At 63.7% G+C, this 14622-nt stretch carries 17 protein-coding genes and 1 tRNA gene; 11 read left to right on the forward strand and 7 right to left on the reverse strand.

The window, feature by feature from the left end; translation table 11 throughout:
- Together ACROSR_RS18930 and ACROSR_RS18935 are read left to right on the forward strand one after the other, a co-directional pair.
- Positions 1-334 (forward strand): integrase core domain-containing protein (locus ACROSR_RS18930; RefSeq protein WP_432687456.1); only part of this gene is annotated, 334 nt, incomplete at its 5' end.
- Positions 335-584: 250 nt separating this feature from the next.
- A tRNA-Met gene (locus ACROSR_RS18935) sits at positions 585-661 on the forward strand.
- 165 nt (positions 662-826) lie between these two features.
- Here the strand turns inward: ACROSR_RS18935 and ACROSR_RS18940 are convergent.
- A complete protein-coding gene (locus tag ACROSR_RS18940) occupies positions 827-2941 on the reverse strand; it encodes a UPF0149 family protein (RefSeq protein ID WP_432687457.1) in 2115 nt (704 codons plus the stop codon).
- A gap of 187 nt (positions 2942-3128) precedes the next feature.
- On the opposite strand from ACROSR_RS18940, the gene ACROSR_RS18945 reads away from it, so the two are divergent.
- Positions 3129-4508 carry an exonuclease domain-containing protein gene (locus tag ACROSR_RS18945; protein WP_432687458.1) on the forward strand — a complete coding sequence of 460 codons (1380 nt, stop codon included), beginning with the start codon at positions 3129-3131 and terminating at the stop codon, positions 4506-4508.
- 65 nt (positions 4509-4573) lie between these two features.
- Here ACROSR_RS18945 and ACROSR_RS18950 read toward each other — a convergent pair whose 3' ends face one another.
- From ACROSR_RS18950 to ACROSR_RS18970, 5 genes are all read right to left on the reverse strand, one after another.
- Positions 4574-4708: a hypothetical protein gene (locus ACROSR_RS18950; RefSeq protein ID WP_432687459.1), complete on the reverse strand. Its 135-nt coding sequence runs from the start codon at positions 4706-4708 to the stop codon at positions 4574-4576.
- 73 nt (positions 4709-4781) lie between these two features.
- Positions 4782-5243: a peptidoglycan-binding domain-containing protein gene (locus tag ACROSR_RS18955; protein WP_432687460.1), complete on the reverse strand. Its 462-nt coding sequence runs from the start codon at positions 5241-5243 to the stop codon at positions 4782-4784.
- Positions 5244-5372: 129 nt separating this feature from the next.
- Positions 5373-6131 carry a formylglycine-generating enzyme family protein gene (locus tag ACROSR_RS18960; RefSeq protein WP_432687461.1) on the reverse strand — a complete coding sequence of 253 codons (759 nt, stop codon included), beginning with the start codon at positions 6129-6131 and terminating at the stop codon, positions 5373-5375.
- Positions 6132-6149: 18 nt separating this feature from the next.
- Positions 6150-7367, reverse strand: coding sequence for a copper-containing nitrite reductase (gene nirK / locus ACROSR_RS18965; protein WP_336420489.1), 1218 nt, complete (start codon positions 7365-7367; stop codon positions 6150-6152).
- Between the two features lie 60 nt (positions 7368-7427).
- Positions 7428-7859, reverse strand: coding sequence for a pseudoazurin (locus tag ACROSR_RS18970; protein WP_432687462.1), 432 nt, complete (start codon positions 7857-7859; stop codon positions 7428-7430).
- A gap of 146 nt (positions 7860-8005) precedes the next feature.
- Here ACROSR_RS18970 and ACROSR_RS18975 point away from each other — a divergent pair, with 146 nt between their 5' ends.
- Positions 8006-8722 (forward strand): Crp/Fnr family transcriptional regulator, encoded by a 717-nt coding sequence (locus ACROSR_RS18975; protein WP_432687463.1) that lies wholly within the window; start codon positions 8006-8008, stop codon positions 8720-8722.
- A gap of 6 nt (positions 8723-8728) precedes the next feature.
- Here ACROSR_RS18975 and ACROSR_RS18980 read toward each other — a convergent pair whose 3' ends face one another.
- Positions 8729-8941: a DUF1858 domain-containing protein gene (locus ACROSR_RS18980; protein WP_336420485.1), complete on the reverse strand. Its 213-nt coding sequence runs from the start codon at positions 8939-8941 to the stop codon at positions 8729-8731.
- A 121-nt stretch (positions 8942-9062) separates the two neighbouring features.
- Here ACROSR_RS18980 and ACROSR_RS18985 point away from each other — a divergent pair, with 121 nt between their 5' ends.
- The 7 genes from ACROSR_RS18985 to ACROSR_RS19015 all read left to right on the forward strand — a co-directional run bounded on the left by ACROSR_RS18985 (position 9063) and on the right by ACROSR_RS19015 (position 14516).
- Positions 9063-9515: a c-type cytochrome gene (locus ACROSR_RS18985; RefSeq protein WP_336420484.1), complete on the forward strand. Its 453-nt coding sequence runs from the start codon at positions 9063-9065 to the stop codon at positions 9513-9515.
- Positions 9516-9528: 13 nt separating this feature from the next.
- Positions 9529-10878, forward strand: a complete 1350-nt coding sequence (locus tag ACROSR_RS18990; RefSeq protein WP_336420483.1) for a cbb3-type cytochrome c oxidase subunit I — start codon at positions 9529-9531, stop codon at positions 10876-10878.
- 3 nt (positions 10879-10881) lie between these two features.
- The gene (locus ACROSR_RS18995) at positions 10882-11676 is read left to right on the forward strand and encodes a CbbQ/NirQ/NorQ/GpvN family protein (protein ID WP_336420482.1); all 795 of its coding nucleotides are present in this window, start codon (positions 10882-10884) and stop codon (positions 11674-11676) included.
- A gap of 5 nt (positions 11677-11681) precedes the next feature.
- Entirely contained in the window at positions 11682-13565 is a 1884-nt protein-coding gene (locus ACROSR_RS19000) for a nitric oxide reductase activation protein NorD (RefSeq protein ID WP_432687464.1), read from the forward strand.
- A gap of 1 nt (position 13566) precedes the next feature.
- On the forward strand, positions 13567-13743 hold the full coding sequence (locus ACROSR_RS19005; RefSeq protein WP_336420480.1) for a protein NnrT: 177 nt from the start codon (positions 13567-13569) through the stop codon (positions 13741-13743).
- Positions 13740-13988: an NnrT protein gene (locus ACROSR_RS19010; RefSeq protein ID WP_432687465.1), complete on the forward strand. Its 249-nt coding sequence runs from the start codon at positions 13740-13742 to the stop codon at positions 13986-13988. Before ACROSR_RS19005 ends, ACROSR_RS19010 begins: the two co-directional genes overlap by 4 nt.
- A 369-nt stretch (positions 13989-14357) precedes the next feature.
- On the forward strand, positions 14358-14516 hold the full coding sequence (locus ACROSR_RS19015) for a hypothetical protein (protein WP_336420478.1): 159 nt from the start codon (positions 14358-14360) through the stop codon (positions 14514-14516).
- Positions 14517-14622 lie beyond the last annotated feature (106 nt).

Below are 14622 nucleotides of genomic sequence, written 5' to 3' on the forward strand. Positions count from 1 at the left end.
TCGGCTGACCCACCATAGCGATCGCGGCGTCCAGTACCTGTCGATCAAATATTCCGAGCGCCTTGAAGAGGCCAGGATCGGGGCCTCGGTCGGCAGCGTGGGCGACAGTTATGACAACGCTCTCGCGGAGACCATCAACGGTCTCTACAAGGCCGAGGTCATTGAGCACGAGGGGCCGTGGCGCGGCAAGAAAGACGTCGAGCTCGCGACGCTGGACTGGGTGCATTGGTACAATGAAAAACGCCTATACGGCCCGCTCGGATATATCTCACCCGCAACAGCAGAAAGGAACTTCTCCAACGCAGACCTCACGGCTAAGATCGCCGCTGAGTGACTAACTCCAATCTCTCCGGTAAACCCGGTCTGGTTCATATCGTTCCTACTGGAAGTTCTGGCAGGCTTCGACACCCGCCACGATACGCCATCTTCTCAAACCCCGTCACCCAGATTCACGCATAGCTCGATCAATGGCGCCGGCTGGCGGAACTACCGCATCTATTCAAACTTTAAACGCTTTGACGCGAAAAAATCGAAAATCGTCCCTTGCAGCTTCTAAGTGTGAATAGTACACCATTAATCAATGTCGCGGGATGGAGCAGTCCGGTAGCTCGTCAGGCTCATAACCTGAAGGTCGTAGGTTCAAATCCTACTCCCGCAACCAATTTCCTCAAATAAATCAAATGCCTGTCTGATGGTAAAATGATACCACAGCCGCTTTGCGCGTTTACATCAACGCCACATCAACACCGGACCAGAAAAACTGCACTGGCAGGCGTTCACGCGCATCGGCGTGCATTGGACTGCATCTGAAGCGGTGGCACCTGTCTCAACCGCTCGCATTCTGATTATGCCGGGCGGCGATCCACTGGCTGACGATCTTCAGTTCGGCCGGACTGAAGCCGGTCTGCGCAGCGGTCGAAACCCTCTTGATCATCGTACGATCATCCGGCGCTGTCAGCTTCGCGGGCCAGGATGATTTGAACTCTCCGCAGGCATGGCTGAACCCTGCGGCCCAGTCTTGCCTCGCCACCTCGCTGCTCGCGGAGAGCGCCACGGCGACGCCGTCCTCCGTGTCGGCCTGGTCCAGGGATGCATTGGTTCGCATCATGATCAAATCAACGAAACGTTGGAACGTGTCGTCGTTCAGATTTGAAATCACAGCGCCCATGAGATCGGGCAGCCATTGGCTTGGCGAGATGGGCTTTGGGGCCAAGGAGACCGACATGAGAAACCCGTCGACCCAGTCCGGGCTGATACCAGATCCCTTCAGAAAGCGTGCCAGTTCGCCCTCGCGCTCCGGCCTTGGGTCGGCGGCGCGCATCTCGAGTTCGATCGGACCCGTGTCATCATCTGCCTCGGCATCCTGAGCGAGCCAGATTCCGATGGTTTGGTCATGGACGTCCTCCATGATCGGGACCTTGCGCAGGCTTCGCCCGCCCTTCAGCGCCATCGCGGTCGCGGTGAAGCTTTTGGCGTCCGGATGATCGGCGGCCGAAAGAACCTGCGCCGCCCGCCCGGTCAGTCGCGCCCAGAAGTCTCGTCGCGTCTCCAGATACTTCCACAGCGCTATTTCCAGTGCTCGCTCGCTGCGCTTACCTGCCATTGCGGCATGCGCAGCATCGCTTTCCTCGAACCAGCTTTGCAGGACTTCATGGCGCTCCGACCAGCCGTCGCTGGCATTGATGAGTTTGCCCCGCGCCTGCGGCGACATCCCTTCAATCGATTCCGTCATTGGCAGCGTCGCGATCAGTTCGTCGATCGTCACCGGTTCCGGGCGCTGCGCCGTGAGGCCACAGAGTTCGGCCACGTCGATTAATCCCGGGGCAGGGGGGCGTCCGACCGCCAGGCCATCGGCCAGCGCCATGCCAAGAGCGGACTCCAGCCAAGAGAACGGCACCGCGAGGGCGTCAGTTTCCTCGACAAGTCGGTCGCGCAGGGCCCTCTGCTCCGTGGCCGAGCCGCAAGGCAGCGCGTAGGCGTCCTTAACCCCGTGGCCCTGCTTGAACAGCAGCATCCCCACCTTACGGCTTTGTCCCGATTGCAGCGCGATCATGACGCTTTGCGCGCCGCCGCCATCCGGCAGGGTCGCCAGGATGGAGTGGATGGTCCAGGGACGGGCCGGGTCAGCCTGAGTGATCCCGTTTCTCATGGCGTTTTTCAAGGCCTGGTCCAGAAATGCTCGGGCGTCGTCATCAGGCATCCAGCTGCGCAGCATCGCCATCCTGCCTGTAAGCTCGGGTGACAGTCTTCGAGCGTCCGCCTCATGCGCCAGCGCCTGCGCCGCGACCCGCCGGGCGTCGGGCTCCGGGTCCAGCAGCCATAGGCAAGACAGTTGAGCGTGGACCGCTTCGCGGCGGGTGGCTGACCAAGCAATGACATTCGCGCGCACCTCAGCAGGCATGGCCGGGAAGGTTTCGCGCAACGCATTGTATATCTCATGCGCATCGCCATTGGTCTGCGAGATCAGGTCGCCGAACAGTTTGTCGAGCATGTCGTCGGCGTCAGCCCCGTCGGGCGCAGGCGCATTCTGACCGGCAGCATCGAAGTCCTTGCCTGTCAGCTCCAGCGCCGAGGGGGCTGGCAAGCTGCTCCGCGCCCAGGCGCTTGCCAGTATCATCCGGTGGAATGCGGCCAGACGCTCTTGCCCGCTGGCCATTTCTACCGCCTCAGTGAGAGCGGAGAGCAAGGCGCCACCGCGTGCATTGCTGTTCTCCTGAGCCATCCGTGCCGTGTCCAGCGCCGCGCCGAGCAGATCCGAGAGCGCCTCCAGTGACGGGTCATCTTCATCCATTGCACAGATCAGCGCGATCAGCTGTCCACCCAGGGCCGGCCGCTGCAGCATGGCATGGCTTGTCCGCTCGAGGATGTCACGACATGCATCGATGTCATCCCTCAGACGGGTGAGCTTCGTAACCGCCGTCTCGATCCTCTCATCAACCAATCTGCACACTCCCCTTGTTCTTGCCTTCGGTTGGGCCCTCATTTCGGTTAAAGCTAATCAATCTGCGTCACAAGGCCGAGGGGTGAGTGGACTGCGCGAGGCTGCTTATTGTGCACCCTAACATGATCGGCCTCGCTCGGGGGCACTCCGCTACTGACGTGGCGCGGGTGAAAAGCTACGGTGCTGCATGACCTTCGCCTTCTACGATCTCGAAACGACCGGAATATCGCCCGCGTTTGATCAGCCTCTGCAATTCGCCGCCATTCTGACGGATGATGATTTCAGGGAGATCGAGCGGGTCAATCTGCGCTGCCGCATCGCGCCGCACATTATTCCGTCGCCGTGGGCGCTTGTGGTGACTGGCGTGCGCCCGGCGCAGCTGCTGGATCCGGCCCTGCCAACACTCTTCGAGTTTACACAAGAGATCGGCGCGCTGATCGAGCGATGGTCGCCAGCAATCTGGACCGGTTTCAACAGCATCCGCTTCGATGAGGAAATGCTGCGCCAGGCTTTCTACCAGAATCTGCAGCCCGACGTCTTCGCCACGCAATTCAACGGCAACACACGCTTCGATATGCTGACGGCGCTTTATGCCGTCTGGTATCGCCAGCCCGATCTGTTCGAGTGGCCCGTGGATGCCGATGGCAGGGTGCGCTTCAAGCTGGATCGCATCGCGCCGCTGAATGGCTTTGCCGCGCACAATGCGCATGATGCGCTCGGGGATGTCGAGGCGACCATCCACATCGCCCACCAGATCGCCCGGCGCGCCCCGGCACTCTGGACAGAGTTGCTGGCCAACCGCGACAAGACCCATGTCCGAGCCAGCCTCGAGACCTTCCAGCCCATGGCGCTGGTCGAGCGTTTCGGCGGAGGCCTGCCGCGCACAACGGTCGGCTGCTTCTGCGGCACCTCGGCCAGCAACCCGAACCAGGCGGCGTTTTTCGATCTGGATGCAGCGGATCCGGCCGACTGGCTCAACTCTGGCGACGCCGAGCTATTCGACGCCGTCGACGCCACCCCCAAACTCATCCGGTCATTCTCGATCAACAAGTCGCCCGCCCTGCTTTCCATGCCGGCGCCCAGCGCGCTTCAGACGCAGCGGGCAGATGTGATAGCCAATGCGCCGGCGTTTCGGGAGCGGGTTGCGCAGGCTCTGGCCGCGCGCTTCCCCGAGGATCTGGCGGCACCCACCCCTCCCGTCGAGAAACAGATCTATGGCGGCTTTTACAGCCACGCCGACAAGGCGCTGCTCAAAGAGTTCCAGCGCGCGGACTGGCCCCAGCGGCAGGAGATCGTTGTCAGCATTTCAGACCCGCGACTACGTCAGCTCGGTCGACGCCTGGTGGCGTTTCATGCGCCCGAACTGCTCTCGGCTGACGAACGCGCGCAGTATCAAGACTGGCTGCGAGAGCGCTGGTCAGCGCCGGATGTCGCGGAGACGGAATGGATGACCCTCACCAAGGCGCATGCGGCACTCGACGAGCTGCGCGCCAACGGTGCAGGCCAACCACATGAGCTGAGTGCAATCGCCACCTTCGTAAACGAGCGCGGCGCACTGGACCTTTGACCGCGATTGCCTTGCCTCGCGGCGTCCGCGCGCGTCTCCGTTGTATGCTCGAGCGGGGTCGATAGCTATTTCCCCTTCAGGATGGCGGCGATGATCAACCCGAACGGACCGTGGATAGCCCCCCAGAGCGCCCCTTTGCCGCCATCGATGAAAAATCCGATGATGCCGAAGACGATTGCGCCTGCAATGATGAATTCCATACTTGGTCCCTTTCGAATGGTGACACGGGGAATTGCCCCCGTGCGTGCTTGCGTCCTTTCGCGAGAATGGCTGTCAGTTGCCGGGTTGGACGCCCAGCGCCTCGAGTGTCGCGCGATCAGGGGCGCCCGTAGGGGGCAGGTCGTTTTCCTCCTGAAAAGCGCGCATGGCGCTGCGCGATCCCGAGCCCCAGACGCCGTCTGGTGTGCCAGCATCGAACCCGCCTGCGTTCAGCAGGGTCTTTATGGCGCGGTAGTCGTCTCGCGACATGTCAATCGTTGACCAACCGCAAGCCCCGGCAACAGCCTCAACAGCGGTCTGAACCCCAGCGAGGTCGAATTCGGCATCATGGCGCTGGCCGTCTCCATCGGTCAGGCGGATGAAAAAGTCGTCCGCGTCGTAGAGATCGCGAAGGAACGCCTCTGAGCCCGACCCGAAAAGGCCAGCGCCCTTGTTCGTGGTCAGCTCATTCCACCGGGTCGACTGGGCCGGTGCGCTGTCGATCCTGTAGGTGATGTCAAACGAGTTCCGGCGCATACCGCTGATCAGGAAATCGTCCTGAACGAATACGATCGACGTCTCGCCCTCTCGACACTGGGCAAGCAGGCCGGGGAGAATTAACAGGAACGCTTCCCTAGCTGGAAAGGTGGCCTATCCCAATGCCACTCAGGGCCGCTGGACCGTCTGGTCGCTCACGAGACGCAGCCCCAGGTGCGCAGGAGGTGTTCCGACGGCGCAGCCGCCGCGGGCCGGGTCGCGGATGAGGAACGACATCGCCGCGACGTGTTCGCCGCCGAGGAAGTAGGCCGGGCAGCGCCCGGCGGGGCCGGGGTCCGCCGTGCCGGCATAGCAGTCCTGCGTCCATTCCCAGACGCTGCCGTCGAGGTCGGAGATGCCTTCGGGAGAGGTCGAGAAGCTGCCCTGAGGCTTCAGGCCGCGCGGCGCGTTGCCCTCCGTCAGGTAGGCGGAGGCCCAGCCGAGGGACGGATTCGTGAAGGTCGGGTCGGCCTTTTCCGGCAGGACAGGTTGCGCGATCTCGCGCCACTCGCTGGCCGTTGGCAGTCGAAAAAGCGCGCCGGTCTCGTCGTTGATCCAGCGGACGAATTCCATCGCGTCGGCATGGCTCAGCCCCGTGGCCGGCGTGAGGCGTGCATCCTGCCCGGGCCGCACCTGGAGGCGCAGGGCGCAACCGCCCCGGTCGTGGCAGGTGTTCCACTCGGCCACGGTCACCTCGTATTTCTGGACGTGGAGACGCGCGCCGGTCGAGAGGGTGACGGGTTCGGGCGCCATCTGCGGCACCAGCGAGGAGTCGTCACCGGCGCCGCGCCAGACCAGCGCGGCTCCGAGAAGAAGCGCCACCGAGGCGACCACCACCGGCAGACGGCGCCGCGTGACAGTGCGGGTCGATTTACCGGTGGTGGTCATGCGCGGGCTCCCGTCAGCTCAGATCGAGATCGGGCGCGGCGCGACGACCTGTTCCATCAGGTCGTTGTTCCAGTCGCCCTCGACAACGAAATGCGCCGTGCCGCCGAGCATTGCCCCGATGATCAGGTTGTGGTTCACATAGGCGTAGACGCCCGGCTGCTCGAAGGTATACATCGCCGCCGCCGCGCTGCCGCCGCGGACGAACCACGTCTCCATGCCCGTGAGCGGCGGGTCGGTGAAGGAGCTTTCCCACACGTAATCGCCATGCCCCCCTATCAGGTGCGGGCGGCTGTCCACGTTGCATGAATTGTGCACCATCAGAACCGTCTCGCCCACCTTGGCCTTGAGCGCGCCGTCGCCCGTCAGGGCCCCGACGGCACCGTTGAACACCTGGTGCGTCGGCACCAGCGTGCGCATCGCCGCGAGGCTGTCCTCGTAGTCGTCGCCGGCGGCGGCATAGGTCTTGTAGTCGCCGGTCTCGTCCATCGGCAGGTAGTAGTCCTGCTCGCCGATATAGGCGATGCTGTCATAGCGCAGCGGATTGCCGTCCTTGTCCTTGAGCCCGTCGCGCGGCAGCACCATGACGGCGCCGTTCATGCCGTGGCAGACGTGATAGGGGATCATCGCGCCGCCCGGCGCGCAGTGATAGGTAAAGCAGCCGGCCTTGGTAGCCTTCCAGCGCAGCACGCATTCCTCGCCCGGATAGACATGGGTCAGCCCGCCGCCGCCCAGCGCACCGGTCGAGGCGTGAAAGTCGATATTGTGCTCCATCATGCTGTCGGCCGGGTTGCGCAGGGTCAGCTCGACCATGTCGCCCTCGTGCACGATGATCAGCGGGCCGGGGACCGAGCCGTTATAGGTCAGCGCCCAAACCTCGGCGCCGGTATCCTCGTCGACCGTCATCAGCCGCTCGGGGGTTTCCATGGTGATCTCGACGATCCTGGGTCCGCCCGTCGCGACCTGCTCGTGCTCGGGCGCGAAGGGCGGCTTTACAAGCTCCTGCCTGACGCGGGTATAGCCCGAAAGGTCCGCGGGTTTCGCCGTGCTGTCGGCGCTCTGTTCGGCGGCGGCCTTGTGGAGCCGTGCAGAGGTCTCGTTGACCTTGTCGTATGTCGGCGTCCGCGGCGTGGCCGCAACACCGGCGCCGGTCATCGCGGCGGCACCGGCAAGCGCCGATCCGCGCAACACGTTGCGGCGGGTGGTCGTCATCGGGCCTGATTTGGTGAAATTGGTCATGGTTCCCTCCTTGGGGTTGGCTGTGGCGGTTGGCCGATCGGTCCGCGCGCCAGGGGCGGATCAGAGGTTCTCGAGTTGCGCCTCGAAGCGTTGCTTGGCTTTAGGCGGCACGCGGCCTTCAAAGAAGTCCGCGGGGATTTCCGCATCGCCAACGGCGATGGTCATTACCATACCCAAAGCGAAATGCGGTTTGCAGATGATGCCGTAGACGCCTTCTTCGGTCAGCGTGACCTCGATTTCCTCGTTGATGCGGCCTGTGAATCCTTCGGCACCTTCGGGGAGCATCCCGTCATTGGTTTCGGCATTGTGGCCCTTGTCGGTGGCGAGAAACCTGATCGTGTCGCCGGGCGCCGCCTGGATGAACGCAGGCTCGAAGACCATGCGCTCTCCGTCCCCGCCCTTGTTTAGCATCTTGACGTCGAAGGTTTCGGCAAAAGCGCTCCCGCCCATCAGGGCGGAGAGGGCGAGGCTGGTTGCGAGTGTGCGGATCATCGGTTTCTTCCTTTCAGATCGTCGTTGCGATTGAGGGGAATATTACCGGTCCAATGGATTGCGAATTTTGCGCTGGCACAAACTTTTGCATGATCGGGAACGAAACCAGCGTTGGCTCGAAAAGAAAACTGTGGCAGGAAGTCTGGATGGCTGACGGTCCCGTACGCAAGACCCTGCCGCGGCTCGACGAGAGCCTGCTGACGCATCTGACGCCGTTTTCGCGGCTCGAGGGGCGTCAGATCAGAACAATCCTCGATCTGGCATCTTCGCGGCGCTATGATGCGGGAACGGCCATTTTCGAGGAGGGACATCCTGCAGACCGCTTCTACATGCTCTTGGACGGCTATGTCCGGGTCATCCGCATCACGGCCAACGGCGAGCAGGTCACGGCGCTTTACATCCCCTCGGGTGAACTGCTGGGTATCGCGAGGGCGATCGGGCGCGACAGCTATCCCGCGACTGCGGTGGCCGCTTCGGAGTCGCTCGCCCTGAGCTGGCCGGTGACCCTGTGGGATACGTTCGTTCGGGGCTATGACGGCTTTGCTACCGAAACACACAAGACCGTGGGTCGCCGGGTTGACGAGTTGCACGAAAGGGTGACCGAGATGGCCACCCAACAGGTTGAGCAACGGGTCGCCAACGCGCTGCTCCGCCTGATCAGCCAGACCGGGCGCAAGGTCGAGACGGGGATCGAGATCGACTTTCCGATCACGCGCCAGGACCTCGCGGAACTGACCGCGACGACGCTGCACACGGTGAGCCGGCTGCTCAGCGCATGGGAGAGGCGGGGCCTGATCGAGAGCAAGCGCAAGCGCATCACGGTGCGCGAGCCCCACGCCCTCGTGGTGCTCGCGCAGGGCTGACCGCTCTCAGGCCATCCCGGCGGCGCGCATGAGCTCACGCAGGAACAGGTCCTTGTCGAGCTCATAGGCGATGCAGGCATCGGTCACCGTGTGGATCGAGCTGACGAAACAGCCGACGCAGAGCATCCTGTGCCGCACGAAGACCGGGATGGTCTCAGGCCATGCCGTCATGAGATCGGCCAGGGGCAGCTTGGGGTCGTCGATTGGCGGCTTCGTCATGCCGGCCTCCTCTCACCGACCACCCTAACGGGGAAATGACGCCAAACGTTGCGCTGGCACAAACTCCGCATCCGGACGCGCCGCTAGAAAACGGGCACCCCGCACTCAAGGAGGCCCGCACATGGCTGAATTCCTCACGAAATCCCGGGCGCGCAACATCTTCTACGGAGGCTCGCTGTTCTTCGTAGTCGTGTTCGTGCTGATGACCTGGCACTCGCATCACTACGTCGTGACGGCCTCCACCGCCGGCATGCCGCTCAGCGAGGATGTCATCCACGGCAAGCACGTGTGGGAGCAACACTCCTGCATCAACTGCCACACCCTGCACGGCGAAGGGGCGTATTTCGCGCCCGAGCTCGGCAACGTGATGACGCGCTGGGGCGTGCTCGACAGCCCAGAGGCCGCGTTCGGCGCCCTCCGGGGCTGGATCGATGCCCAGCCCAGCGGCGTCGAGGGCCGCCGCCAGATGCCCGCCTACGACATGACCGACGAGGACGTGCGCGGCCTCGCGGAATTCCTGCGCTGGGCCGATCAGACAGACACCCAAGGCTGGCCGCCCAACGACGCCGGATAAGGAGGTTCCACCCATGAAATACGAAACTCAAAGTGTCGCCTACTGGTACTTCCTCGCCGCGATGGCGTTGTTCGGTATTCAGGTTCTGGGCGGGCTGCTGGCGGGTTGGATCTATGTCTCGCCCAATTTCCTGTCAGAGATCCTGCCGTTCAATGTGATCCGCATGATCCACACCAACGCCCTCATCGTCTGGCTGTTGCTGGGCTTTTTCGGCGCCGCCTATTTCCTTGTCCCCGAGGAGGCCGAGCGGGAGATCTGGTCGCCGAAGCTGGCCTACCTGCAATTGATCATCTTCGTGGTCGGCACGCTGGGTGCGGTTGGCAGTTACCTGGTCGGCATCCACGGCGGGCGCGAATTCCTCGAACAGCCGCTCTGGGTCAAGTTCGGCATCCTCGTCGGCGCGCTGATCTTCCTGCTAAACATTTCGATGACCGTTCTGGCGGGCAAGAAGACGGCGATCACGAGCGTTCTTCTGATGGGGCTGTGGCTGCTGTCGCTGCTCTGGGTGTTTGCCTTCATCAACCCCGACAACCTCTCCTTGGACAAGATGTACTGGTGGTTCGTCGTGCACCTCTGGGTGGAGGCGACTTGGGAGCTGGTGATGGCCGCGATCCTGGCCTTCCTGCTGCTCAAGCTGACCGGGGTGGACCGCGAAGTGGTCGAGAAATGGCTCTACGTCATCGTCGCCACGGCACTCTTTTCGGGCATCCTCGGAACCGGGCACCATTTCTACTGGATCGGTCTGCCCGGCTACTGGCAGTGGGTCGGCTCGATCTTCTCGACCTTCGAGGTGATCCCGTTCTTCCTGATGATGACCTTTGCCTTCGTGATGGTCTGGAAGGGCCGCAGGAACCACCCCAACAAGGCCGCGCTGCTGTGGTCGCTGGGGTCCAGCACGGTCGCCTTCTTTGGCGCCGGCGTCTGGGGGTTCCTGCACACCCTGCACGGCGTGAACTTCTACAGCCACGGCACGCAGATCACCGCAGCCCACGGCCACCTTGCCTTCTACGGTGCCTACGTGGCGCTGAACCTTGCGATCATCACTTACGCGATGCCGATGCTGCGCCAGCGTGAGCCCTACAACCAGGTGATCAACATGGGGTCCTTCTGGCTGATGACGGGTGGCATGGCGTTCATGACATTCGTGCTGACCTTCGCGGGCACCATCCAGACGCACATGCAGCGCGTGGTGGGCGACTACTACATGGAGGTGCAGGACAGCCTCACGATATTCTACATAATGCGCTGGGGGTCCGGCCTTGTGGTGGTGATCGGCGCGCTGCTGTTCATCTATTCGATCCTCGTGGTGCGCAAGCGCGAGGTGATCGCCCCCGGCCCCGCAAACCCCGTTCCCGGAGAATGAGCCATGAACATGCAAACGACACCCACCCTGCCGTTCTACGAGGCCACGGGGCGCGAATGCGCCCTGTTCGAGACGGCCCAAAAAAACGGTTTACCCCTTCTTCTGAAGGGGCCGACCGGTTGCGGGAAAACGCGCTTTGTCGAGCACATGGCCGCGAAGATGGGCAAGCCGCTTTATACCGTGGCCTGCCATGACGACCTGTCGGCGGCGGACCTGATCGGGCGCTACCTGCTCAAGGGCGGAGAGACCGTCTGGGTCGACGGGCCGCTGACACGCGCGGTGCGCGAAGGCGGCATATGCTATCTCGACGAGGTGGTGGAGGCGCGCAAGGATGTCACCGTGGTGCTTCACCCGCTGACCGACACCCGCCGGACCCTGATGATCGACCGCACGGGCGAGGAACTCGTGGCGCCCGGGGGCTTCATGCTGGTGGCCAGCTACAACCCCGGCTACCAGAACGTACTGAAACGGCTCAAACCTTCGACGCGCCAGCGGTTCCTGTCGATTTCCTTCGACTTTCCCAACCCTGAGACCGAGATCGCCGTGGTCGCCAGCGAAAGTGGCCTCGAGCGCGGGCGCGTCGCCCCGCTGGTGCGGCTGGCCGGGCATATCCGCAACCTGTCGGGCATGGACCTCGAAGAGGGCGTCTCGACCCGGCTGCTGATCTATGGGGCCACGCTTATGGCGGGGGGCATGGGCGTTGAACAGGCGCTTGATGCCGCCATCATCGAACCGCTCAGTGACGAGCCGGACGTGCGGCGGGCGCTGCACGATCTGGTGTCGACGATCTACGGGTGACGGCGATGCACCTGCTCGACCTGATGGAGCCCGAGGAAACCGTCGGCAATATCTGGCACGACATGGCCAGCCGGATCGGCGCTGAGGTGAGCTATCCGGACGCCGCCATCGCGCTCGCCTCCGTGCGGCCCAGCCTCGCCATCCTGTTCCGCGCCCTGGGCGGCGCGCCGGGTGTCGAATTGGCCGAGGTCGCGCCGACGCTCGCTCGCCACCGCCGCCCCCTGCGCCGCAAGCTGGGGGCGGAGCGGGACCGCGAATGGGTGGCAAGTTTTGATGGCGAGCGGCTCGCCCTGCCGCCGTTCATAGCCGCGTTTCCCGACCCCGCGCTCAACCGCGCCGCCTATTTCTGGCTGGCCGCGATGGCCGCAACATCCGCGCCCGGTGCGATGGAGCCGCCGCCCGATGGCCCGGCGCAGGACGCGGCCCAGATCCGCGCCAACATGGCGGCCTGCGAGGCGGTCCGCGCGGCCTGCCCGGGATTGCGCGAGGCCTACACGCTGATGGCCCGGCACTGTCTCGCGGCCCGCCCCGTTGTCGTGCGCCCGTCGCCCGAGGCGCGCATCGAGCAGGCCATCCGCGATCAGCTCTGCGGCAGCGATTCCGTGCTCGACACCGTGCCCTCCGGTCGCGACCACATGCCGTTCGCGCCGGTGCCGATCTGGCTGCGGTTTGCCGACAGCTCCTCGGGACAGTCCGCGGACGAGGATCAGATCGATCTCGCCGCACCGCCGCCCGGCGCCGCCCGCACCACGCGCAAGTTGGGAAATCGCAAGGATCAGGACCAGCATACCCGCAAGGACAGCTTCATCCTCCACCGCTTCGAATCGATCCTGTCCTGGGTGGAGTCGATGAATATCAACCGCAGTATCGACGATGATGATGACGAGAACGCCCAGAAGGCCGCCGAGGACCAGGACGAGATCACCCTGTCAAAACAGGACCGCAAGGCGGCCACGCGCCTGCGCCTGCATCTGGACCTGTCGCCCGCGGACGCCGACCATGAAGCGCTGGCCGGGGAACATACATACCCGGAATGGAACCACCGCGCGCGCAGCTACATGCCGGATCATTGCCGCGTTCTGGAGGCGCCCGCTCGCCCCGAGGGCCCGCCCTTCGTGCCGGATGAGTGCCGGATGCGCGAGGTGCGCCGCCAGTTCGAAGCGCTACGACCGCGCCGCATCCTGCAACCGCGCCAGGTCGACGGCACCGAGCTTGACCTCGATGCGCTGCTGACCGCGCGGGCCGACCTCATGGCCACCGGTCGCGGCTCCGACCGGATCTGGCAATCGGCGCGGCAGACCGAGCGCGACCTGTCGGTGGCGTTCCTGATCGACACGTCCCGGTCGACCGAGGCGGCCATCGGCGATACCTCGGTGATCGAGGTGGCGCGCGAAGCGATGGCGGCGCTGGCGGGCGGCATCGACACGGCAGGCGACCGGCTGGGCATCTGGGGCTTTTCCTCGCTGCGCCGCGACCGGGTTTTCCTGACCCGCTGCAAGGCATTCAGGGAGCCCATGTCGCCCGATACCATCGCCAATGTCGGCGCGTTGAAACCCGGCCACTACACCCGTCTCGGGGCCGCTATCCGCCACGTCAGTTCCCGGTTGGCCGACGAGCCGAGCACGCGCAAGCTGCTGGTCGTGCTGACCGACGGCAAGCCCAACGACCTTGACCATTATGAGGGTCAGCACGGTATCGAGGACAGCCACATGGCCGTGCGCGAGGCCCGCAACGCCGGCCACAGCCTGCACGGCATCGTCATCGACGAGGACGGGCAGGACTGGTTCGCCCGGATTTTCGGACGCGGCGGGTTCACCTTGCTGCCCGATCCGGAGCGCCTGACCCGGGCGCTGCCCGATATCTATCGCACCCTGACACAGGAGACCTGACATGCGCCGACTTGTGCTTCCCTTGCCCGCACTGCTTGCATCGCCCGTCCTGGCTGAAGAGTTCGACCGGCCGATTCCGCAGGCGCAATCCGCCACCGCCGAAATCTGGTACGCCGTGGCCTGCCTGGCCCTTGTCGTCGCCATGATCGCGGTGCAGCGGCTGGTCTCCCGCCGATGATCCGGCAGGGCTGGTCCACGCGAAAGATCGCCCTTGCGCTCTACCCGTTCGGGGCCGGGGCGGCGGCGGTCAACGTGTTCTTCGTCTCGCTGATCTTCAGCTGGGTTGGCGGGCCAGTCGCCTCGACCGAATGGTCGATCGGGCTTGGCTGCCTGATCGGGGCACCGGCGACATGGTATTTCGCCCGGCACATCCGGGCGCTCATGGATACGGCTGACGCGGGAACCGATCCCGCCGGAGACTGACCACCACACGGACATCGGCAGAGTAAATGCGCACCTGGCAGGGACCCGCGCTCTTCAGCTACGGGGTCCGGCCCTTCTTCCTGTTCGGGTCTGGCTGGGCTGCGCTGGCGATGGTGCTGCTTGCCTGCCCTCGGGGTCATGATCGGCGTCGATCACAACCCCGTCCAAGGTAAAAATTTCGATTCTATTTCAAGTTTTTGGGCTCTTGTCTACTTGGGTCAAGATTGGGCGCATCAACACATGGTTGACACCCTACTCTTTATCAAATCTGGGCATCATCGACGATATTCAACCTTAATGAGTATTTGCAATACCTAATAAAAGGGCTATGCTCTTGATCGAAGGTTCAATTAGCAAGGAGTGAACGCGATGACTAAGCTGTCCGAAGCATTTCTGTGGCCCGGAACGAAAGCGTGCGAACGTCTGGGTGTAGACCCCGAGGGAGAGGCAGGTCTTATCCGCTGGATGGTCAATACGCTGGTCTATCTGGTGATCAGCCTGATTATTGTCTGGATGCTCGTGGTGTGAGCACGCGGGCCACGCTTCCGTATAAAAGTGGTCCCTTCTCGATCTGTGTGGGTTGGCGGGCTCACCGAGGCTTGAGCGGGCGCTACATTTTGTGCGTCCGGTAGGC

Source organism: Roseovarius tibetensis, from assembly GCF_050896375.1.
Lineage (GTDB): Bacteria > Pseudomonadota > Alphaproteobacteria > Rhodobacterales > Rhodobacteraceae > Roseovarius > Roseovarius tibetensis.